Genomic DNA, 20,021 nt, shown 5'->3' with positions numbered 1-20,021 from the left:
TGTAAGGCTAAAAACATGATCACTTTAAAACAAGCCCTTTCTTTATCCCAAGATGAATTAGAAACCCTTAAAAACGAAATTGACGCTAAGGTTAGAGCTTCAGATTTGAACGCTTATATTAAAGCCCCTAGCCTTAATGGTGCTAGCGCTAAGGGTGTGCCAATCCTTATAAAAGACAATATCAGCGTGAAGGGGTGGGAAATCACTTGCTCCAGTAAGATTTTAGAAGGCTATATAGCTCCTTATCATGCGAGCGTGATTGAAAACTTGCACCAAAACAGCATGGCAGGGTTTGGGCTTTCTAACATGGACGAGTTTGCGATGGGAAGCACCACAGAGTCTAGTTGCTATGGGATCACTAAAAACCCACGAGATAAAAACAGAGTGCCTGGAGGGAGTAGCGGAGGAAGCGCGGCAGCCGTGGCGGGTGGCTTAGCGGTGGCGGCTTTAGGGAGCGATACGGGCGGGTCTATCAGGCAGCCGGCTAGTTATTGCGGGTGCGTGGGGTTAAAGCCCACTTATGGGAGAGTGAGCCGTTATGGTTTGATCGCGTATTGCTCTAGTTTTGATCAAATCGGGTCTATCACGCAAAATGTAGAGGATGCTTCTATTTTATTTGACGCAATTAGTGGGTATGATAGCAAGGACTCCACGAGCGCTAATCTCAAACCCACGCAAACCTTTAAAAACCTTAACAGAGATAAACGCTTTAAAATCGCTATCTTAAGGGATCACATTAAAGACGCGAGCAATGAAGTGCAACTCGCTTATGAAAACACCCTTAAAGCCTTGAAAGGAATGGGGCATGAGATTGTGGAAAAAAAGATGCTGGATTCGCATTATCAAATCTCTATCTATTATATTATCAGCATGGCTGAAGCGAGTTCGAATCTGGCCAGATTCGATGGGGTGCGTTATGGGAGGAGAGCTCAAAATATTAAAGATTTGAAAGAATTGTATCTCAAAAGCCGCAGTGAAGGTTTTGGCGATGAGGTGAAACGGCGCATCATGTTAGGGAATTTTGTCTTAAGCAGCGGGTATTATGACGCTTATTATTTGAAAGCCCAGCAAATGCGTTTGATGATTAAAGAGCAATACAACAAGATTTTTGAAGAAGTGGATTTGATTTTCACCCCTGTAGCTCCCACGAGTGCCCACCTATTCAATTACCATGCAAGCCCTTTAGAAATGTATTTGAGCGATATTTACACGATTGGGGCGAATTTGAGCGGTTTGCCGGCCCTTTCTTTACCGGTCGCTAAAGATCCTTTAGGCTTGCCCATAGGGATGCAATTCATTGCTAAGGCTTTTGATGAGCAAAGCCTTTTAGATGTTTCTTACGCTTTAGAGCAAGAATTAGATTTAAAATTAGATTAAGGACAGGAAATGAGAATTTTACAAAGGGCTTTGACTTTTGAAGACGTGTTGATGGTGCCTAGAAAATCCAGCGTTTTACCTAAAGATGTGAGCTTAAAATCCCGCCTAACCAAAAACATTGGTTTGAATATCCCCTTTATTAGCGCGGCTATGGATACGGTTACAGAGCATAAAACCGCTATCGCTATGGCGCGCCTTGGGGGTATTGGCATCGTGCATAAAAACATGGATATTGAAACGCAAGTCAAAGAAATCACTAAGGTTAAAAAAAGTGAGAGCGGGGTGATTAATGATCCTATTTTTATCCATGCGCACAGGACGCTAGCGGACGCTAAAGTCATAACGGATAATTACAAGATTTCAGGCGTGCCTGTGGTAGATGATAAGGGGTTGTTGATCGGGATTTTAACTAACAGAGATGTGCGCTTTGAAACGGATTTGAGTAAAAAAGTGGGCGATGTGATGACTAAAATGCCTTTAGTTACCGCTCATGTGGGTATCAGTTTGGAAGAGGCTAGGGATTTGATGCACAAGCATAAGATTGAAAAATTGCCCATTGTGGATAAAGATAATGTTTTAAAAGGCTTGATCACGATTAAGGATATTCAAAAACGCATTGAATACCCTGAGGCCAATAAAGATGATTTTGGGAGGTTGAGAGTGGGGGCGGCTATTGGAGTGGGGCAACTAGATAGGGCTGAAATGTTAGTTAAAGCGGGGGTGGATGCGTTGGTGTTAGACAGCGCGCATGGGCATTCGGCGAACATTTTACACACTTTAGAAGAGATTAAAAAAAGCTTGGTGGTGGATGTGATTGTGGGGAATGTGGTAACTAAAGAGGCCACAAGCGATTTGATTAGCGCGGGAGCGGACGCTGTTAAAGTGGGTATTGGGCCAGGAAGCATTTGCACCACTAGGATTGTGGCTGGAGTGGGAATGCCCCAAGTGAGCGCGATTGATAATTGCGTAGAAGTAGCGTCTAAATTTGATATTCCTGTGATTGCAGATGGAGGGATCCGCTATTCAGGCGATGTGGCTAAGGCTTTGGCTTTGGGGGCATCAAGCGTGATGATAGGCTCTTTACTCGCTGGCACGGAAGAATCTCCAGGGGATTTTATGATCTATCAAGGGAGGCAATATAAAAGCTATAGGGGCATGGGTAGCATTGGGGCTATGACTAAAGGGAGCTCTGACAGGTATTTTCAAGAGGGCGTAGCGAGTGAAAAATTAGTTCCAGAAGGCATTGAGGGGCGTGTGCCTTATCGTGGTAAGGTTTCGGATATGATTTTCCAATTAGTAGGGGGCGTGCGCTCTTCTATGGGGTATCAGGGAGCGAAAAACATTTTGGAATTGTATCAAAACGCTGAATTTGTAGAAATCACTAGTGCGGGGTTAAAAGAAAGCCATGTGCATGGCGTGGATATTACTAAAGAAGCCCCTAATTATTATGGGTGAATTGTAAAAGAAAACAAGACAAATCGTTAAAAAACTCGTTAAAAAGCTTGGTTTAATGAGTTTTTAAAACTTAATTGCTACAATTAAGGAAATTTTCAATAAGGCTTAGAGAAACTTTTTTATGGAACACAGAGTATTTACTATTGCTAATTTTTTTAGCTCCAATCATGATTTTATCACCGGTTTTTTCGTTGTTTTGACAGCGGTTTTGATGTTTTTAATCTCGCTTGGTGCGTCGCGCAAAATACAGATGGTGCCTATGGGTTTGCAGAATGTGTATGAGAGTATTATTAGCGCAATTTTGAGCGTGGCTAAGGATATTATAGGCGAAGAATTAGCCCGCAAATACTTCCCACTAGCAGGCACGATCGCTTTGTATGTCTTTTTTTCTAACATGATAGGCATCATTCCTGGCTTTGAATCCCCTACGGCTAGCTGGAGCTTTACGCTGGTTTTAGCGCTGATTGTGTTTTTTTATTACCATTTTGAAGGCATTAGAGCACAGGGATTTTTTAAGTATTTCGCTCATTTTGCAGGCCCTGTGAAATGGCTCGCCCCCTTCATGTTCCCTATTGAGATCATCTCGCATTTTTCTAGGATCGTGTCTTTATCGTTCCGTTTGTTTGGGAATATCAAGGGCGATGACATGTTCTTGCTCATCATGCTTTTATTAGTGCCTTGGGCGGTTCCTGTAGCGCCTTTTATGGTTTTGTTTTTTATGGGGATTTTACAAGCTTTTGTTTTTATGATCCTTACTTATGTGTATTTGGCAGGGGCTGTTTTAACCGATGAAGGGCATTAAGCAAAACATTCTTGTTTTTGGCTTTAATATGGTTTTTTAAAACTTTGTTTTATGGTAAAGCTTAAAAGGATAGGGGGGTGATTTTGAAACCATATTCCCCTTATCCTTTGATAACGCTTTTTAAAATTACCGCTTGCTTGTGTAAGTTCTATTTTATTATCAATACCCAATTTTAATAGCTTTTATAATTTTTTAAGCAATCATTAGATAAAATCCACCATACTTCTGTTTTGGATGTGTTTGGGTTTTAGAAGTGTTACTTTTTTATAACTTTTTCATATTCTTATGGGTATGTTGTCATTTTTTTACCGGAGAATTTTATCTTGAAAAACATTTATGTAGGGAATTTGGTTTATAGCGCTACTAGTGAGCAAGTCAAGGAGCTTTTCAGTCAATTTGGCAAAGTTTTTAATGTCAAACTGATTTATGACAGAGAAACGAAGAAACCTAAAGGTTTTGGCTTTGTGGAAATGCAAGAAGAGGGCGTTAGGGAAGCGATTGCTAAATTGGATAATACGGATTTTATGGGCAGAACGATTAGGGTAACCGAAGCCAATCCTAAAAAGTCTTAGTAAGAAAATCATTTTCTAATGCGTTTTATTCTCTTCGTTTTATTTAGGTTGCTTATAGAAGCTAAAAGGGGTTAAAAACCCTTTTAAAATCCATTTAAAAATTGTGATCCATTTTTAAAAGCGGTTAAAAATCAGTCTTATTTTAATTAAATTATTCTAATCAAATAGGGGCAACTAACGCTTTAAAAACGCTCTTTAGTATTTTGATTATTGGCTATACAAACTGCCAATATTTCAAATATTTAAAATGGAGTTCTCTCATTAAGGCGATTTTAGGGCTATAGGGTTCTTCTTTTCGCGCTATTGTAGAGATTTGCTCATCATCAGCGATCACAAAAGGTTGTAACACCAGATTTTTCACGCCATGGATAAAAGTAGCGTCCATTATCGTATCCACAGGAACAACCCACTTTCGGCTGCATTTTTTAAAAACTTTGGCAATCTTTGGCGTGATCACATAGCCTTGCGTCCCCACCCCATGACTATAAGCTTTAATAATTCCTACACGCTCTTGTATTTCGTGGTTTTTGTGGCTCAATGGCTCACTTTTTACACTGGCATCATACAACAAATGCATCAAACGCGCATAGCCTAGTTCTTGGATGTGTTTTTCTAAAAAATCCAAGCCCTCTTTAAAATTCTCTTTCAAGGTTATATCGTCTTCTAAAATACAAATGGGCTCATTTAGCTCTATGCATTTTTCCCACAAAGAATAATGGCTCGCATAGCACCCAAGCTCCCCCAAGCTCATAAACTTCGCATAATATTTTAAAGCGTAATAAAACTTAGAAACCCTACTGATTAGGTTGGTTGTAATTCCCATGTCTTTGATGTTTTGTACGATGAAATAAGGGTGTAAATGCTTTTTCACTAAGGGGTGCAACCCGCCTTCAAAAGTTTTAGAATAAATCGCATCAAAAATTTGCGCTTGGTGGTGGGTGGCATTGATGCTATTGAGTAAAGTCGTGGTGTCTCTAAAAACCAAACCAAATTTATCGCACACTTTTTGATTTAAAGAAATGATAAAAACACGCAAAGCTTAGACTCCCATAATTTTTAATAGAGTATATCATTTTTAGGCTCTGTTTTACAATAAAACTTTGCGAATAAAATCGCATCACGGCTACAAAAAAGTTTTAAAAGATCCAATGAATATTGAAGCGAGAACTCATAACCCTAAAATCTAGGGTTATAAGCTTAATGGTGTTCTAAGTAAGAAATCACGCTTAAGGCTGCCGTAGCGCCATCGCTTGCAGCACAAACCACTTGCTTAGGGGCAAAAATGCGAATATCTCCTGCTGCAAACAAGCCTTGAATGTTCGTTTTCATGGAAAAATCCACGACAATAGAGCCGTATTCATCGCATTTGCATAGCATAGAGCCATCTTCTTGTTTCAACACGGCGTTATTCACATCATAACCCACAAAAACAAAAAACCCCGGCACGACTAGCTCTCTTTTTTCGTTAGTGGCTGTGTTTTTAATGCTTAAAGAAGACACGCCAGAAGCATCGCCCTTGATTTCTTCTACCACATAAGGGGTTAAAAACTCAATCTTATCATTGTTCTTAGCATGCTCTAAAGTGATAGGCGTGCACCTAAAACCATCTCTTCTGTGGATGAGATAGACTTTTTTGCAGATATTGGCTAGATAAATCGCCTCTTCTACGGCGGTATCGCCTCCACCAAGCACCGCTACTTCCTTATTTTTGTAAAAGAAGCCATCGCATGTCGCACAAGTGCTAACGCCTTTACCCCAATACTCTGACTCGCCCTTGATGCCTGTGCGTTTAGGGCTACCACCGGTAGCGATAATCACGCTTTTAGCTTCAAAAGTCTTGCCGTCTTCTGCCAAAATAACAAAATGAGAGTCTTTTTTAAAAACCCTTTGAATAGCGGTCATTTCATGCTTTAAGCCAAAGCGAAAGCATTGCTCCTGCCATGGTTGCATGAAATCCAACCCGCTCACCACTTCCTTAACGCCCGGATAGTTTTCAATCTCACTACTGCCAGTGATTTGCCCCCCAGGCATTCCTTTCTCAAATAAAACGGCGTTTTTAACACCGCCTCTAGTGGCGTAAAGCCCCGCACTCAAACCTGCAGGACCACCTCCAATAATTGCGCAATCTATCATGGCTATTAGCCTAAAAGTTTGTTCAATTGCTCTTTTAAAGCAACTTTAGTTTGCACTCCTACCAACTGATGGACCACTTCGCCATCTTTTGTGAATAAAAGCGTAGGAATGCTTCTAATCCCAAATTTCGCGCTCAATTCTTCTTGCTCATCGGTATTGACTTTACAAATCTTAGCCTTACCTTCATATTCGCTAGCTAATTCATCAATCACAGGGGATAGCATTTTACAAGGACCACACCATGGCGCCCAAAAATCCACTAACGCAACCCCTTTTTTAATGGTGCTTTCAAAATTTTCTTCAGTTAATTCAATATAGTGACTCATTGGTTACTCCTAAATATTCTATTGATTTTGATTAACGAGAACTATATTATCTTAAGAATGTTAATGAAATCGCATTGATTTTTGATAAAAATCTAAAAAGTGATATTTTCTAAAAGCTCAAATTTACCATTTTTCACAATAAGAGCGTCAATGCAAAAATCGCTATTGGGATCTTTTTGAGACAAATAACAGCGGATCGTTTTAATCATCTTTTTTAATTTGCTCGGCGTGATCGCATAAATGGGATCAAAATTTTCCCCACTTTTGACTTCAATGAAATGCAAAACCCCTTTTTTCAAAGCGATAATATCAATTTCACCAAATTTTGAAAAAAAGTTCCTTTCCACCATTTCAAAACCCAGCGTTTTTAAAAACTCGCAGGCCTCTTCTTCAGCCTTTAAGCCTTTTTCCTTATGTTTGTTGTTCAAAAAGCGCATTCAATGTTCCAAACGGATCATTTTGGGGGTATCCAACACGCTTTTTAGATTTTCAAGCTCTTTAAGGGCGTTCAGCATAGAATTTTCGTTGGTGGTGTGCGTGGAAAACAAGATTTTAGCCTTGTTGGAATGTGGGATTTCTTTTTGTAAGACATTGTTGAGCGAAATATCGTTTTGGGCTAAAATCGCGCTAATTTGAGAAAAAACCCCTTTTTCATCGCTCACTAACAAACGCACATAATAAGCGCATTGGATTTCTTCTTTGGGTTTTAGGGGGAGTTTTTGAGGGGTTTCAAAGCCTAGCATTAAAGAGCTTTTTTTCCTTGCGATTTCTATAATATCGCTAATGACCGCGCTTGCGGTAGGCTCTCCCCCAGCCCCAGCCCCATAATACAAAGTCTCGCCCACCTTATCCCCTATAACGCTTATAGCGTTCATCACCCCATCTACTTTAGAGAGCATGCATTCCTTTTTAATCATGCTTGGATGCACCCTTAATTCAATGCAATCTGGGTGTTTTTTAGCGATGCCTAAAAGTTTGATGCTATAACCAAATTCTTTAGCAAACTCCATGTCGTCTGGCTCTATTTTTTCAATGCCTTCAATTAAAATTTCTTCTAATTTCGCATCAATGCCATAGGCTAAAGACGCTAAAATCAATAATTTGTGCGCCGCATCAATGCCCTTAATGTCAAATTCAGGGTTCAATTCCGCATAGCCTAAATGTTGGGCGTCTTTCAAAGCGTCCTTAAAGCTCGCTTGATTTTTAAACATCTGGCTTAAAATGTAATTGCTGGTGCCGTTTAAAATCCCTTTAAAAGAAAGGATGTGATTAGCGCTCAAGCCGTCTTTTAAAGCCTTGATAATAGGGATACCCCCACACACGCTCGCTTCAAAGCCTATGGGGGTGTTTTTAGCGATTTGTTCTAATTCATAGCGGTGATACGCTAACATGGCTTTATTGGCTGTAACGAAGGCTTTTTGTTTGGCTAAAGTTTTTTTAGCTAAAAGATAAGGCGCTTCCACCCCACCCATAAGCTCCACGATAATATCAATCTCTTCATCTTCTATCAGGCTTTCTAAATCATTACTGATTTCAAAAGGATAGCCTTTGTGTTTTTTCACATCTCGCACCACCGCTTTTTTAATCACAATTTCCACGCCGGCTCTGTCTTTAATGATTTCTTGATTTTCTTGTAAGATTTTAGCGACCGCGCTCCCCACACACCCTAAACCCACAAGCCCTATATTCAATCTTTTTTTCATGTTTTTTCCTTTAGATTCGTTTTTTTAAAACGGCGTTTTTTTCTTGCTCGCTCGCTTTTTCTATCGCTTCAAAACTCCCAAAATAATCCAACAATTTTTTCATGCTGGCTTCTCCTATACCCTTTTCTTTTAAAAGAGCGATTTGTTTCATGTTTTTAAGTTTAGTGGATCTATGGAAGTTTATCGCATACCGGTGGCTTTCATCGCGCAATTTTTGCACCCACTGCAAGCGCTTGTCGCTAGGGAGCAATTTAAAAGTATCGTTAGCGGTGTGGATAATGTCTTTAGCACCCCCTTTAGAGCGATAAGCTTTAGAATCCCTTTTTTCTTTAGAAATAGCGATCACTTCTACAAAACTCCCGCTGCTTTTTAAAATTTCTAAAGCGATGTTTAATTGTGCCCTCCCTCCATCGATCACCCACAAATTAGGCGGTGGCTCTTTAGCAAAATCTAAAGCCCTTCTGGTGAGCAATTCGCTCATTTGAGTGTATTCATTAGAGCCTTTTAAATGGTAGCGCCGATAGGAGTTTTTTTGAAATTCATGATTTTCATACACGACCATTCCCCCCACGCATTGGCTGTTGGCATGGTGGCTTGTGTCAAAGATTTCCACCCTATAAGGCATGCACTCTAATTTAAAGAGCGATCGCGCTTCTTCTAAAATCCGATCTTCATTAGAGGTTTTTTCTTGGCTAAAAATCTCTTGAGCGTTTTTCATAGCGATTTCTATTAAAGCGAGCTTATCGCCTTTTTTAGGAATACTAAGAGCGATTTTTTTAGAGCATTGGTGAGAGATAAAATCTTGCAATTCTTTAAGCGTTTCATTAGAGCAAGCGTTCAATAAAATCTGTTCTGGCATTAAAGGCAAATGCGATTGGTAATGATTGATAATGGCTTGTTTCATCGCTTCATCAGTGTCAAACCCATTAAGAGAGTGGATTTTTTCAAACGCTGAAGAAATGATTTTACCCCCACGCATAAACATTTTCACTAACACCGCCTTATTGCCCCCACTATAAAAAGCAAAAATATCCAAATCATAGAGTTTGGCTAAATCCATGCAAGTGAAAGGGGCGATTTTTTGGATTTTTGCAATCCTATCTCTATAAATGAGGGCTTCTTCAAAACGCAAGTTATTAGAAAGGCGCTCCATTTTTAATTCAAGCTCTTTGATGAGTTTGTCTTTATTTTCAATCATTTCTAAACATTCTTTAGCGATTTTCAAATACTCTTCTTTGGTGATTTTATTCTCGCATGGGGCTTTACAACGCTCTATTTGATAAAACATGCATGCCTTTTTATCCTTAATGCAATTTTTCTTTTGAACCAATGGGAGCAATTCATACAAGCTGTCCAAAATATCCTTAGCCCCGCTCGTAAAAGGGCCAAAATATTTAACGCCAGGCTGTTTTAAAATTTTTCGTGTGATTAAAGGGATAGGGAAATCGGTGGAAAAATCCATATAAATATAAGGATAAGTTTTATCGTCTCTTAAAAGAATGTTGTATTTGGGCTTGAGCTGCTTGATTAAAGAGTTTTCTAAAATCAAAGCGTCTTGCTCGTTTTCCACTAAAATGGTTTCTAAAAAAGCGATTTGTTTGACCATCATTTGGATTCGTAAGCTTGCGCGATGGTTGGGCGTGATTTCATTGTTATGGATAGAAAAATAGCTTTTGATGCGCTTTTTTAAATTTTTCGCCTTACCGATATAGAGCAGTTGGCGGTTTTTATCAAAATATTGATACACGCCACTGCTATTAGGAAGGTTTTTCAAACTGGACAATAAATCAGCCATTCATTCCTCAAAAAAACTTCGTTGGTAGTGGATCAAAGCGCGCGCTTTTTCAAAACATTCATGCAAACGAGCGTCTTTAATGGGGTTATGGAACAACCCTAAAGCGCTAGGGCGATAAAAACGGGCTTGTTTTTTAATGGGGGCATAAAAATTGGCTTTTTCTAAGGAATCTTTAGGCACATAGCCTAAAATTTCTAACCCGTTTAACCCGTCAAACCCATAAGCATGCCCTTGCGTGTTTAAAAAATAGCTGATTTCTTTAGCGAATCGCTGGTTAAATTCTTTAGACGCCCAAAGATCTTTAAACGCAAAAAGCAATTTAGAGTCTTTTATGAAGATAAAAAGCAAATTTTCTTGTAAACTTAAAGGCATAAAAACCTTAAGCTTTTTGAGTTTCAAAAGAGTTTCAAGCTTTTTATAAGACTTTTTTTGAATGAGTAAGGAGAAAATATTTTGTTCCATAAACTGATCTTAACATGCTTTTTAACGCTTGTAGCCATAACGATTCAAGCTTGCGGCTATAAAGCCCCCCCATTCAATGGAAAACCCGCTAAAAAAACTTCAAACAGCTCTAATTCCTCTATGCAAACGCCCACCAACAACACCACGCCAGAATTTTTAAATCAGCCTTAAAATCATTGCTCTTATTTAAGGGCTTTGATTTCTAGGGTTTTTGTGGCCAACTTTTGAGCCTCGCTTTCATCATGCGTTACCATAATGAAAGTAGCGTGAGAATTTTGGTGTATCTCTTTGATGAGATCTTGCAAATTCTTACGATTAAAACTATCTAAAGCGCTAAAAGGCTCGTCTAATAAAATGAGTTCTGGCCTATGGATAATCCCCCTAATAATGCCCACTCTTTGGGCTTGCCCCCCACTCAATTCGTTAGGGAATTTATCCATAAGGCTCTCCTCTAACCCCATTTTTAACGCTAAGGCTTTGGCCTCTTTTTGAGCGGTTTCTTTATCTATGCCTTGTAAATTAAGGCAAAAAGTCATGTTTTGCATGGCGTTTAAATGAGAGAATAAGGAATTGCCTTGAGCGATATAGCCTATTTTTTGGCGTAAAAAAGCGTTGTTTGAAAGGGTCTCATTAAAGATTTTAACGCTCCCCAGACTGGGTTTTAAAAGCCCTAAAATCAAGCCTAAAAGCGTGCTTTTACCGCTCCCACTCTCCCCTAAAACGCATAAAAAATCCCTCTCTTGAATGCTTAAATTAAAATCCTTAAAAACAGCGCGATTGTGGTAGTTAAAAGACACATTCTCTATGGTAACGATTTCTTTCATGCTTTATAATCCCAATCTTTCTAAAAAATCTTTAGCGACTATTTGGGGGCTTTTTTTCAACACTTCCACCTGATAGTTTAAATCTTGCATCATTTCATCGCTAAATTTTGAATCCAATTTTTCTAAGATTTTTAACGCTTCCGGATACTTTTTTACAATTTCTTTTCTCATAACAATACCGGCCTGATAATTGGGGAAAAACCCTTTATCGTCCTTAAGCACCTTTAAATTTAGCTCTTTGATTTGAGCGTCTGTAGTGAAGACATCTAAAGCGTTGATTTTATGGGATTCAAAACTTTTATAGCGCAAATTAATATCCATTTCATGCAAACTTCTAAAATGGAATGGATAGGCTTTCACTAATCCTTTAAAAGCGTCCTCTCTTTCAAAAAAGTCAAACTCCGCTCCAAAATCAAAATTTGGGCTATGAAAGGCTAAATCGCTGAAAGTTTCAATCGCGTATTTTTGAGCGTCTTCTTTAGAAATCGCTAAGGAATAGGTGTTATTAAAGCCCAAAAGCCCCACCCATAAAAGATTAAATTCCTTCTCATAACGCTTTTTAATCGTTTCAAAATCCACTTTTTGAGTCAAAGGGTTTTTGAGCGTGTTCACCCAAGCGGTGCCGGTATATTCCACATACAAATCAAAATCGCCCCTAATTAATGCCGGATGGATATTCATCGTCCCCCCGCCAATGCCAAACGCTCGCTTGATAGGGATATGGTGTTTTTCTAACAAAAGGCTTAAAACCTCGCCCAAAATATACTGCTCGCTGCTAGGTTTTGTCGCCACGACTAAGGGCTTTTCTTCTATGGCGTTTCTAGGAATAAGCCATAAAGTGCTCGCTAGCAATAAAAAAAGGAACACCGCTAAATTAAGATAAACTTTTCTTTTTTGTTTTTTGGTGGCGTTTTGAGAAAATAGGCGTTGCAAGGCGTTTTCATGCTGAAAGACGCTCACAAATTTATCCGCTAAAACACTAAAAAGAGCAATGATCAAACTACCCGCCACTAAAAGCGTGGTGTTTTGCGTGTTTAGCCCTCTAAAGATCGCCTGCCCTAAGCCTCCAGCCCCAATGAGCGCTCCAATCCCAGCCATCGCCACTAACATCACCACCGCAATCCTTAAACCCACTAAAATTTGGGGGATAGCGAGCAAGAAGTGCACCCTAAAAAACAACTCTTTGGGGTTACACCCTAGCCCAATAGCGGCCTTAATGACTTCTTCTCTCACCTCTTTTAAAGCGTTATAAGTGCTATGGACAATGGGTAATAAGCCGTATAAGACCAACACTAAAAGCGCGTTTTTTAACCCAACCCCAATCACAGGAATGAGTAAAGCGAATAACGCAAGCGATGGGATGGTGTAAAGGAAATTCACTATAGGGAGCAAGAACGCCCTAGCCTTTGAATTATAAAACACCAAAACCCCAATCAAAACCCCAAACACCAGCACAAAAAAACCAGAAAGTGCAACGATGATAAAATGCTGTGCAATCAAGTCTATAAAATAAATGAAGCGATCATGAAATTCTTTTATCAAATATTTTACCACGCTTATTTTTAACACCACGGCAACTAAATGCTGCGTAGCCACATCTATAGAATAGAGCAACCATTCATACAATTCTTTGATCAATTGTTTAAAAACGCCCATGCCTAGCATTATAACCAAACTTATTTTATATAAAAAGGTTTTTTTAATATTGGGTTTGAATCAAGTTCTTATCATTTTAATTATAATAAGCACAAGCTTTTTTAAAACAAAGCCAAAAACTAATAAAATTAAAACTGAAAGGTGCGTTTGCCTAAATTCGTGCTCACTTCAATCCACAAGGGCTGGTTTTCGCATAAAATTTCATAGGCTACGCTTTGATTCCTCACTAAAGAAACGCTTTTAGGCGTGGGGTAGAGCGAGCAAGAACGCCCTTGATTGATATCAATTTTTAAGATAACCACGCTCTCCACGACAGCGCTCACCTTTAAATAATACGACTCCCTAGCCCCTTGCCATTCTAAATAGGGCGTTTCTTGGGGGACAATCTCTAAAGCCACTAAAGGGCTTTGAGCCAGTTTTAAGCGCGTTTTTTGCTCCTGCTCTTTTAGTTCTTGTTCTCTGTTGATCCCTTTATCAATCAAATCAAAAAGGTTTGAAGAAGCGTCCTTTTCTCTAGCAATAAGGCTCGCTAAAAAAAGAAAGATGAAGAGAAAAAATTTATTCATGGCTCATTCTTGGTGGGGGTTGAACTCATTATCTAAAATAGAATGGATCTTACTCAAATCGTTCGCATCGGTTGAAAAAAAGATTTCCACACGATTGTTTTTCATTCTGTTTTCTAAGGAATCATTAGGCGCGATAGGGTTGGTAGAGCCATAAGAAGAAAAAGACAATTGGTTAGGATCCACGCCGTATTGTATAAGGACTTTCATCACCCTATAAGCGCGATTGGCGGCTAATTCATAGTGGCTTTTAAAACGGGTTTTAGCTAAAGGCGTGTTGTCTGTAAAACCTCTCACATTAATATGCACCCTTTTAGGGAGTTTTTGAATGATTTTAGCGATCCGTTCAATATAGAGCATCATGTCTTGATTGATAGTATCTGATGCAGCGTTTTCAAACAGCAAATTAGAGGGGAGCTTTAAGATAGAGCCTTGATCAATTTGCTCTAAAACACTGCCTTCGCCTTTGCGAGCGATAGTGGCTTTTGTTTCGGTATTTTGCGAAGCCGGTTTGGAGCTTTCGCTCGCCATTTGCTCTTCTTCTTTCCCTGAATCAGGTGGGATCACTAAAACCGGCTGCATCGCCTCTGGCTTGGGAGCGTAATTAAAAATCTTAATGAATTCGGTTTTTAAGGCTTCCACTTTGGATTTATTGACCGCTGAAATGGCATAAAGAGCGATAAAAAGCGCGAGCAACAACGACAAAAAGTCCGCATAAGGAACCGCCCATTTTTCGCCGGCGGGGCATTCGGTGGGTTTGTTTTTCTTAGCCATGTTTAGCCCTCAAATTGGGATTTTTTAGGCTCACCGGGAGCGATGTAGTTTAAGAGTTTGTTTTCTAAATCCCTTGGGTTTTCCCCATTAGCGATGCCTAAAATCCCCTCTAAAAGAACGGTTTTTTCTTTAATAATGTCTTTAGACTTAGCCTTGAGCTTATGCCCAAAAGGGCCAAAAATCGCATAAGAACACATAATTCCTGTAACAGTAGCCGTAAAAGCCCCAGCAATTCCTGCTGCCATTTCAGCCGGGTTGTCCAGTTTTTGCAAGGCTAGCATAAGCCCCATAACCGCCCCCACTAACCCCATAGTAGGAGCGGTCTCGCCGGCCGTCTCCCAATAATGAGCGGCGCCGTGGTAATACTCTTCCATTTCTTCAATGCTGATTTCTAAGCTTTCCTTAACGGATTTGAGATCCTTGCCATCTATGATCATAGACAAGCCATTACGGGTGAAATCGTCTTCAATTTGCGCCACTCGCCCCTCCAAACTCAACACCCCATCTTTTCTGGCTAAAGTGGCTAATTCCACTAAATTTTTAATGGTTTCGTTTAAATTGATTTTAGGGTTTAAAAAAACAATTTTTATCTCTTTGTAAGCGGCTTTCACGTAACGAGCATGTGTGCCTGTCATGGCGGCAAAAAGCGAAGTAGGCACGATGATGATGACTGAACTCAAATGGATAATGTGCAACGGGTTACCATCTTCTAAAATATCGCCTAGCGAAATAGAAGCGACCGCCAATACCAAGCCTAGTATGGTTGATAAATCCAAAACTTACCCCTTAATCTAAATTTCATAATCTTGTAAATGCGTGATTTTATGCGTGCCACAAACCCTACATTCAGGGTTTTTGGGTGCTTGAATTTTTTTAAAATCCATTGTTTTAATATCGGCTATAAGTAAAGTATTTATAAGTAAAGTTTCAAACCCTAAAAAATATTTAAGGCATTCGCTCGCTTGGATACACCCTAAAACCCCGGGTAAGACCCCAAAAAGCCCTGAAATAGGATTTAATCCCTTTTTAGGGGGCTTATCAAAAACACACGCTAAGCATGCGCTATGGGGTAAAACGCTCATGCTTTGCCCCATGTATTTTAAAACCCCGGCATGCGAATAGGGTTTTTGGGCTAACACGCAAGCGTCATTAATCAAAAATTTAGCGTTGAAATTGTCTGTAGCGTCTATGATAAAATCGTAAGGTTTTATGAGAGAAAGAGCGTTATGAGCCTTAAAGCGTTCTTCAAAAGTCTCTATTTCAATACCGGCATTGAGTTGTTTTAAGCGCGCTTTCGCGCTAGAGGCTTTAGATTGGTTTAAAAAATCCTGTGAATGGATAATCTGGCGTTGCAAATTACTCATATCTACCACATCAAAATCTACAATACCTATTTTTCCTATCCCAGCGGCGCACAAATACATCAAAACCGCTGATCCAAGACCCCCAGCCCCAATGACTAAAACGCTAGATTTTAAAAGCTTCAATTGGCCTTCTTCGCCCACATCTTCTAGCATGATATGGCGTAAATAACGCTCTTTTTCTGGCCGGCTTAACAATTAAGCCATCCTTGAAACCCAAATTTTAGAATGCTCTCTTTCAGCAAAAAAACTTGTCTTATCCCCATGCCCTGGATAAATCTCTATGTCTTTAGGAAAGTCTAAATTTTGAAACCTTAACAGGGACTCTTTCATGTCTTTTTCATTAGAATAAGGGAAATCATAACGACCAATGCTGCGATAAAAAATAAAATCCCCACTAAAAATCACCCCTTCTATTTCTATGATAGAACAACCGGGCGTGTGTCCGGGAAAATGCCAGTATTTAATGGTAGTGTTTTCTATCTCTAAAGTGGTGCAACCCTTATTGCAAGGCACGCTAAAATTGGGGCTAAAAACCGGCATGCCTAAATGGAAAATATCATTTTCTAGCATGAACACATCGTCTTTTGGGGCGTAAATGGGGGTGTTTTTAAGGGTTTTTGACAATTGAGCGCTATCCCATACATGATCATAATGCCCATGCGTGATTAAAATCGCCTTAGGGTTTTTGGCGTTTTCTAACACCCATTCGCTGCTAGAAAATCCGGGATCGATAATAAAATCTATCCCACTAGAAAGCTTCACAATATAAGCGTTTTCTTCCACCGCCCCACACTCTCGCCTTAAAATTTCCAAACTCTACACTCCCTTCAAACTAGCCTAAAAGTCATTATTATGGAATATCATAGCGCAAAAATAAGGCGATTTTGACTAGAATAGCGCTTCTATTATTGTTGGTTGAGATGAGTTTGAATGAAAGGAAAATCGTGCGATCGTTTGGGAATTACATGCAAGAGTGGCTTTATGGAAAAAAGGGGTATTACAGAAAGGCGCTAATCGGTCCAAAAGGGGATTTTTACACTTCGGTGTCTTTGAGTAAGTTTTTTGGGGGCGCTATGGCGTTTTATATCATCAAGCTTTTAGAAGAAGAAAAATTATTTTTGCCTTTAAAAATTGTAGAAATTGGCTCTCATCATGGGCATTTTTTGAGCGATATAGCCAGTTTTTTAAACGCTTTGAGCGTGGGCGTAATGGAAAAATGCGAGTTTATCAGCTGTGAGCCTTTAAAGGAATTGCAAAAACTCCAACGAACTATTTTCAAACAAACCACGCAATTGGATTTGACGATCTGCGATCTGAAAGATCTAGATTTCAAGGGGCATGAAAATGCGTTTGTTGTCTCTAATGAATTGTTTGACGCGTTCGCTTGCGAGATCATCAAAGATAACAAAATGCTTTTTATCACCCATGATCATAAGGGCGTTTGGGGCGCTATTGATGAACCCACTAAAGAACTTCTTAAAAATTTGGATTTAAAACAAGGGTGCGCGCCGTTGTTTTTAGAGGCTTTCATTAAGGATTTGTTAGCAAAATTGAATGAGGCTCCTTCTTGGGTGTTTTTGAGCTTTGATTATGGCGATGAAACAGAGAGAAAAGACATGCATTTAAGGGCTTTTAAAAACCACCAAGCACTGGATTTTAAGGATATTTTAAACAATCTAGCTTCTTTGTATCAAAAGAGCGATTTGACCTATGATGTCAATTTTTCTTTGGTGCGCTTTTTGTTTGAAAAACACCATGCACAATTTTCATTCTTCAAATCGCAGGCTAACGCTTTGCTTGATATGGGGCTTATGGGATTGTTAGAAATATTTTCAAAGAGCGTGGGTTATGAAAGGTATTTGAAAGAAGCGGCTAAAATCAAGCCCCTAATTAGCCCTGGGGGTTTGGGGGAGCGTTTCAAGGCGTTAGAGTTTGTGAAAAAAAATAAAATGTAAATTAAAAGCATTTTGACAATCTAATAATAATTAATAATTAATAAAAAGCTTGCATTTTTTTAAAGGGGGAAAGGTAAGAGCGTCAGGACATTTTAATGAAAAAGTTTATTAAAATGCTAAGTTATAGTAAAGAAGGAAGGAATATTTTTGCCTTTTGCTCTTACCTTCGCCGAGCATTATACAAAAAAAAAAAAACGATGTTATTTAAACTCTACTTTTAACATTCTTTTTAACTTTTTTACAAAATGAAACAATTTTTGAATTTATTTATTTAATATGGCGCTTAAAAGAAAGAATTGCTATAATTTGAAACAATTTAAATTGATGGGATAAAAGGGGTTTTTTGAAAATTTTTCTTTCTTGCAAGTCTTTGTTGAACCAAAAAAGTTTGGAATTTTATTTGAGCGGTTGTCTTTCTCCTGTGGAAGTTTGCGACTTTGTTTTAAGCGATGATGAAACGCTAGAAACCAATAAGCCCCTATGCTTTATAGAAGAGCGCTTAAGAAAGCCTTTCACTAAACAGAGCGTGAAAGAAGATATAAAAAATTTTTATCACGCTTTAAAGACGAGCGAAAAACCTTGCGAAGAAATCCAATTTTCTAAAGAGCAAAAGATCCAGCAATTACTAGAAGAATACACCCACAAATTATGCCAAATCATCAGCCAGTAAAAAAATTTAAGATTATTGGGGGGGCTTGTAAGGGATTGGGTTTGAATTTGCCTGAAATTTCTAGCACGCGCCCCACGAAAGCGATCGTAAGAGAGTCGTTTTTTAACACCTTGCAAGCAGAAATTAGGGGAGCGCATTTTATAGAGGTGTTTTCAGGAAGCGCTTCTATGGGTTTAGAGGCTTTGAGTAGGGGGGCTAAAAGTGCAGTGTTTTTTGAGCAAAATAAAAGCGCTTATGCCACGCTTTTAGAAAATATTTCCCTTTTTAAAAACCGCCTGAAAAAGGAAATTGAAATTCAAACCTTTTTAGATGACGCTTTCAAGCTTTTGCCCACTCTGTGTTTAAAAAATGGCGTTTTGAATATCCTTTATTTTGATCCTCCTTTTGAAACAAGCGGGTTTTTAGGGATTTATGAAAAGTGTTTTCAAGCTTTAGAAACATTATTGAAACGCTTCAATCCAAAAAATCTTTTAGTGGTTTTTGAGCATGAAAGCGCGCATGAAATGCCTAAAAGTCTTGTAACTTTAGCTATAATCAAACAGAAAAAATTTGGAAAAACCACTTTAACTTATTTTCAATAGGAATAGGCATGGCAGAAGAACAAGAAAATACCGCGCAACAACCTCCCAAAAAAAGTAAAGCCCTTTTATTTGTCATTATCGGGAGCGTGTTAGTGATGCTTTTATTGGTGGGGGTGATTATCATGCTACTTATGGGGAATAAGGAAGAATCTAAAGAAAACGCTTCTAAAAACACCCAAGAAGTTCAAGCTAATCCTATGGCGAATAAAAATCAAGAGGCCAAAGAAGGCTCTAATATCCAGCAATATTTGGTGCTTGGGCCTTTGTATGCGATTGATGCGCCTTTTGCGGTGAATTTGGTTTCTCAAAATGGCAGACGCTACCTTAAGGCTTCTATTTCGTTAGAATTGAGTAATGAAAAGCTTTTAAATGAAGTCAAGGTTAAGGACACAGCGATTAAAGACACGATTATAGAAATTCTATCGTCTAAAAGCGTGGAAGAAGTGGTTACCAATAAAGGCAAAAACAAGCTTAAAGATGAAATTAAGAGCCATTTGAATTCGTTTTTGATTGATGGCTTTATTAAAAATGTCTTTTTCACTGATTTTATCATCCAATAATTTTAAATGATTGGCATAGATATTGTCTCTGTTGCTAGGATAGAAAAGTGCGTAAAACGCTTTAAAATGAAGTTTTTAGAGCGTTTTTTATCGCCAAGTGAGATCGTTTTATGTAAGGATAAATCCAGCAGTATCGCCGGGTTTTTCGCGCTTAAAGAGGCTTGCTCTAAAGCCCTTCAAGTGGGTATTGGTAAGGAATTGAGCTTTTTAGACATGCATATTTCTAAAAGCCCTAAAAACGCCCCCTTAATCACCCTTTCTAAAGAAAAAATGGATTATTTCAATATCCAAAGCTTGAGCGCGAGCATCAGCCATGACGCTGGTTTTGCGATAGCGGTTGTGATGGTTTCTGCGTCAAATAGATAAATAACGCATTCTAAAACTAACATTCTGTTTTAAAAAACGCTTAGCAGCTGTTTAAAAACGCAAAAAACCTTTTTCAAATCGTT

The 20,021-nt window shown here is 38.9% G+C and carries 24 protein-coding genes; 10 read left to right on the top strand and 14 right to left on the bottom strand.

Annotated elements, in window-relative coordinates:
* The first annotated feature begins 15 nt into the window (after positions 1 to 15).
* From gatA to QAP06_RS04880, 4 genes are all read left to right on the top strand, one after another.
* Positions 16 to 1,377 (top strand): Asp-tRNA(Asn)/Glu-tRNA(Gln) amidotransferase subunit GatA, encoded by a 1,362-nt coding sequence (gene gatA / locus QAP06_RS04895; protein ID WP_286465110.1) that lies wholly within the window; start codon positions 16 to 18, stop codon positions 1,375 to 1,377.
* Between the two features lie 9 nt (positions 1,378 to 1,386).
* Positions 1,387 to 2,832 carry an IMP dehydrogenase gene (gene guaB / locus QAP06_RS04890; protein ID WP_286465109.1) on the top strand — a complete coding sequence of 482 codons (1,446 nt, stop codon included), beginning with the start codon at positions 1,387 to 1,389 and terminating at the stop codon, positions 2,830 to 2,832.
* A 121-nt stretch (positions 2,833 to 2,953) separates the two neighbouring features.
* Positions 2,954 to 3,634, top strand: coding sequence for a F0F1 ATP synthase subunit A (locus QAP06_RS04885; protein ID WP_245053331.1), 681 nt, complete (start codon positions 2,954 to 2,956; stop codon positions 3,632 to 3,634).
* 323 nt (positions 3,635 to 3,957) lie between these two features.
* The gene (locus QAP06_RS04880; protein ID WP_000790555.1) at positions 3,958 to 4,206 is read left to right on the top strand and encodes an RNA-binding protein; all 249 of its coding nucleotides are present in this window, start codon (positions 3,958 to 3,960) and stop codon (positions 4,204 to 4,206) included.
* A gap of 214 nt (positions 4,207 to 4,420) precedes the next feature.
* Here QAP06_RS04880 and QAP06_RS04875 read toward each other — a convergent pair whose 3' ends face one another.
* The 7 genes from QAP06_RS04875 to QAP06_RS04845 all read right to left on the bottom strand — a co-directional run bounded on the left by QAP06_RS04875 (position 4,421) and on the right by QAP06_RS04845 (position 10,625).
* Positions 4,421 to 5,242: a glycosyltransferase family 25 protein gene (locus tag QAP06_RS04875; protein ID WP_286465108.1), complete on the bottom strand. Its 822-nt coding sequence runs from the start codon at positions 5,240 to 5,242 to the stop codon at positions 4,421 to 4,423.
* Positions 5,243 to 5,403: 161 nt separating this feature from the next.
* A complete protein-coding gene (gene trxB / locus QAP06_RS04870; protein ID WP_286465107.1) occupies positions 5,404 to 6,339 on the bottom strand; it encodes a thioredoxin-disulfide reductase in 936 nt (311 codons plus the stop codon).
* 5 nt (positions 6,340 to 6,344) lie between these two features.
* On the bottom strand, positions 6,345 to 6,665 hold the full coding sequence (gene trxA, locus QAP06_RS04865; protein WP_000020199.1) for a thioredoxin: 321 nt from the start codon (positions 6,663 to 6,665) through the stop codon (positions 6,345 to 6,347).
* A gap of 92 nt (positions 6,666 to 6,757) precedes the next feature.
* The gene (locus QAP06_RS04860; protein WP_033587184.1) at positions 6,758 to 7,102 is read right to left on the bottom strand and encodes a YraN family protein; all 345 of its coding nucleotides are present in this window, start codon (positions 7,100 to 7,102) and stop codon (positions 6,758 to 6,760) included.
* A complete protein-coding gene (locus QAP06_RS04855) occupies positions 7,103 to 8,368 on the bottom strand; it encodes a homoserine dehydrogenase (RefSeq protein WP_286465102.1) in 1,266 nt (421 codons plus the stop codon).
* 10 nt (positions 8,369 to 8,378) lie between these two features.
* A complete protein-coding gene (uvrC, locus tag QAP06_RS04850) occupies positions 8,379 to 10,163 on the bottom strand; it encodes an excinuclease ABC subunit UvrC (RefSeq protein ID WP_286465101.1) in 1,785 nt (594 codons plus the stop codon).
* The gene (locus QAP06_RS04845; RefSeq protein ID WP_180391518.1) at positions 10,164 to 10,625 is read right to left on the bottom strand and encodes a hypothetical protein; all 462 of its coding nucleotides are present in this window, start codon (positions 10,623 to 10,625) and stop codon (positions 10,164 to 10,166) included. It abuts the gene before it with no gap.
* Between QAP06_RS04845 and QAP06_RS04840 the strand changes: the two genes are divergently transcribed.
* The gene (locus tag QAP06_RS04840; protein ID WP_000468796.1) at positions 10,617 to 10,796 is read left to right on the top strand and encodes a hypothetical protein; all 180 of its coding nucleotides are present in this window, start codon (positions 10,617 to 10,619) and stop codon (positions 10,794 to 10,796) included. The two genes, QAP06_RS04845 and QAP06_RS04840, sit on opposite strands and share 9 nt — an antisense overlap.
* Before the next feature lie 11 nt (positions 10,797 to 10,807).
* On the opposite strand, the gene egtV is transcribed toward QAP06_RS04840, so the two are convergent.
* The 7 genes from egtV to QAP06_RS04805 form a co-directional block, all read right to left on the bottom strand.
* Entirely contained in the window at positions 10,808 to 11,449 is a 642-nt protein-coding gene (gene egtV / locus QAP06_RS04835) for an ergothioneine transport ATP-binding protein EgtV (protein ID WP_286443769.1), read from the bottom strand.
* 3 nt (positions 11,450 to 11,452) lie between these two features.
* Positions 11,453 to 13,114, bottom strand: a complete 1,662-nt coding sequence (gene egtU / locus QAP06_RS04830) for an ergothioneine transport permease/ergothioneine binding protein EgtU (protein ID WP_286465099.1) — start codon at positions 13,112 to 13,114, stop codon at positions 11,453 to 11,455.
* 119 nt (positions 13,115 to 13,233) lie between these two features.
* Positions 13,234 to 13,671 carry a hypothetical protein gene (locus QAP06_RS04825; RefSeq protein WP_001031792.1) on the bottom strand — a complete coding sequence of 146 codons (438 nt, stop codon included), beginning with the start codon at positions 13,669 to 13,671 and terminating at the stop codon, positions 13,234 to 13,236.
* Between the two features lie 3 nt (positions 13,672 to 13,674).
* Complete coding sequence (motB, locus tag QAP06_RS04820) at positions 13,675 to 14,442, bottom strand: flagellar motor protein MotB (RefSeq protein WP_286465097.1); 768 nt, start codon at positions 14,440 to 14,442, stop codon at positions 13,675 to 13,677.
* Positions 14,443 to 14,444: 2 nt separating this feature from the next.
* The gene (gene motA, locus QAP06_RS04815) at positions 14,445 to 15,218 is read right to left on the bottom strand and encodes a flagellar motor stator protein MotA (protein ID WP_000366185.1); all 774 of its coding nucleotides are present in this window, start codon (positions 15,216 to 15,218) and stop codon (positions 14,445 to 14,447) included.
* A 15-nt stretch (positions 15,219 to 15,233) separates the two neighbouring features.
* Positions 15,234 to 16,001, bottom strand: a complete 768-nt coding sequence (locus QAP06_RS04810) for a HesA/MoeB/ThiF family protein (RefSeq protein ID WP_286465096.1) — start codon at positions 15,999 to 16,001, stop codon at positions 15,234 to 15,236.
* On the bottom strand, positions 16,002 to 16,619 hold the full coding sequence (locus QAP06_RS04805; protein WP_024112321.1) for an MBL fold metallo-hydrolase: 618 nt from the start codon (positions 16,617 to 16,619) through the stop codon (positions 16,002 to 16,004).
* Between the two features lie 131 nt (positions 16,620 to 16,750).
* Here QAP06_RS04805 and QAP06_RS04800 point away from each other — a divergent pair, with 131 nt between their 5' ends.
* From QAP06_RS04800 to acpS, 5 genes are all read left to right on the top strand, one after another.
* Entirely contained in the window at positions 16,751 to 17,761 is a 1,011-nt protein-coding gene (locus tag QAP06_RS04800; protein ID WP_286467555.1) for a class I SAM-dependent methyltransferase, read from the top strand.
* A gap of 343 nt (positions 17,762 to 18,104) precedes the next feature.
* A complete protein-coding gene (locus QAP06_RS04795; protein WP_286465092.1) occupies positions 18,105 to 18,431 on the top strand; it encodes a hypothetical protein in 327 nt (108 codons plus the stop codon).
* A complete protein-coding gene (gene rsmD / locus QAP06_RS04790; RefSeq protein ID WP_180453695.1) occupies positions 18,410 to 19,012 on the top strand; it encodes a 16S rRNA (guanine(966)-N(2))-methyltransferase RsmD in 603 nt (200 codons plus the stop codon). Before QAP06_RS04795 ends, rsmD begins: the two co-directional genes overlap by 22 nt.
* Positions 19,013 to 19,020: 8 nt before the next feature.
* Complete coding sequence (gene fliL, locus QAP06_RS04785) at positions 19,021 to 19,572, top strand: flagellar basal body-associated protein FliL (RefSeq protein ID WP_000797017.1); 552 nt, start codon at positions 19,021 to 19,023, stop codon at positions 19,570 to 19,572.
* Between the two features lie 6 nt (positions 19,573 to 19,578).
* The gene (gene acpS, locus QAP06_RS04780; protein WP_286465088.1) at positions 19,579 to 19,938 is read left to right on the top strand and encodes a holo-ACP synthase; all 360 of its coding nucleotides are present in this window, start codon (positions 19,579 to 19,581) and stop codon (positions 19,936 to 19,938) included.
* The last annotated feature ends 83 nt before the right edge of the window (positions 19,939 to 20,021 follow it).

Origin of the sequence: Helicobacter pylori, assembly GCF_030323545.1 — a bacterium.
GTDB lineage: Bacteria > Campylobacterota > Campylobacteria > Campylobacterales > Helicobacteraceae > Helicobacter > Helicobacter pylori_CO.
The sequence above is the reverse complement of the archived record's forward strand: the minus strand, read 5'-3'. Positions and strand labels throughout refer to the sequence as shown.

What these genes read in the sequence shown, in the direction of transcription:
- QAP06_RS04845 (WP_180391518.1), bottom strand. Translation starts at nt 10,625, where the DNA reads ATGGAACAAAATATTTTCTCCTTACTCATTCAAAAAAAGTCTTATAAA.
- QAP06_RS04885 (WP_245053331.1), top strand. Translation starts at nt 2,954, where the DNA reads ATGGAACACAGAGTATTTACTATTGCTAATTTTTTTAGCTCCAATCAT.
- gatA (WP_286465110.1), top strand. Translation starts at nt 16, where the DNA reads ATGATCACTTTAAAACAAGCCCTTTCTTTATCCCAAGATGAATTAGAA.
- egtU (WP_286465099.1), bottom strand. Translation starts at nt 13,114, where the DNA reads ATGCTAGGCATGGGCGTTTTTAAACAATTGATCAAAGAATTGTATGAA.
- motB (WP_286465097.1), bottom strand. Translation starts at nt 14,442, where the DNA reads ATGGCTAAGAAAAACAAACCCACCGAATGCCCCGCCGGCGAAAAATGG.
- QAP06_RS04855 (WP_286465102.1), bottom strand. Translation starts at nt 8,368, where the DNA reads ATGAAAAAAAGATTGAATATAGGGCTTGTGGGTTTAGGGTGTGTGGGG.
- fliL (WP_000797017.1), top strand. Translation starts at nt 19,021, where the DNA reads ATGGCAGAAGAACAAGAAAATACCGCGCAACAACCTCCCAAAAAAAGT.
- trxB (WP_286465107.1), bottom strand. Translation starts at nt 6,339, where the DNA reads ATGATAGATTGCGCAATTATTGGAGGTGGTCCTGCAGGTTTGAGTGCG.
- guaB (WP_286465109.1), top strand. Translation starts at nt 1,387, where the DNA reads ATGAGAATTTTACAAAGGGCTTTGACTTTTGAAGACGTGTTGATGGTG.
- uvrC (WP_286465101.1), bottom strand. Translation starts at nt 10,163, where the DNA reads ATGGCTGATTTATTGTCCAGTTTGAAAAACCTTCCTAATAGCAGTGGC.
- QAP06_RS04825 (WP_001031792.1), bottom strand. Translation starts at nt 13,671, where the DNA reads ATGAATAAATTTTTTCTCTTCATCTTTCTTTTTTTAGCGAGCCTTATT.
- egtV (WP_286443769.1), bottom strand. Translation starts at nt 11,449, where the DNA reads ATGAAAGAAATCGTTACCATAGAGAATGTGTCTTTTAACTACCACAAT.
- acpS (WP_286465088.1), top strand. Translation starts at nt 19,579, where the DNA reads ATGATTGGCATAGATATTGTCTCTGTTGCTAGGATAGAAAAGTGCGTA.
- QAP06_RS04860 (WP_033587184.1), bottom strand. Translation starts at nt 7,102, where the DNA reads ATGCGCTTTTTGAACAACAAACATAAGGAAAAAGGCTTAAAGGCTGAA.
- rsmD (WP_180453695.1), top strand. Translation starts at nt 18,410, where the DNA reads ATGCCAAATCATCAGCCAGTAAAAAAATTTAAGATTATTGGGGGGGCT.
- trxA (WP_000020199.1), bottom strand. Translation starts at nt 6,665, where the DNA reads ATGAGTCACTATATTGAATTAACTGAAGAAAATTTTGAAAGCACCATT.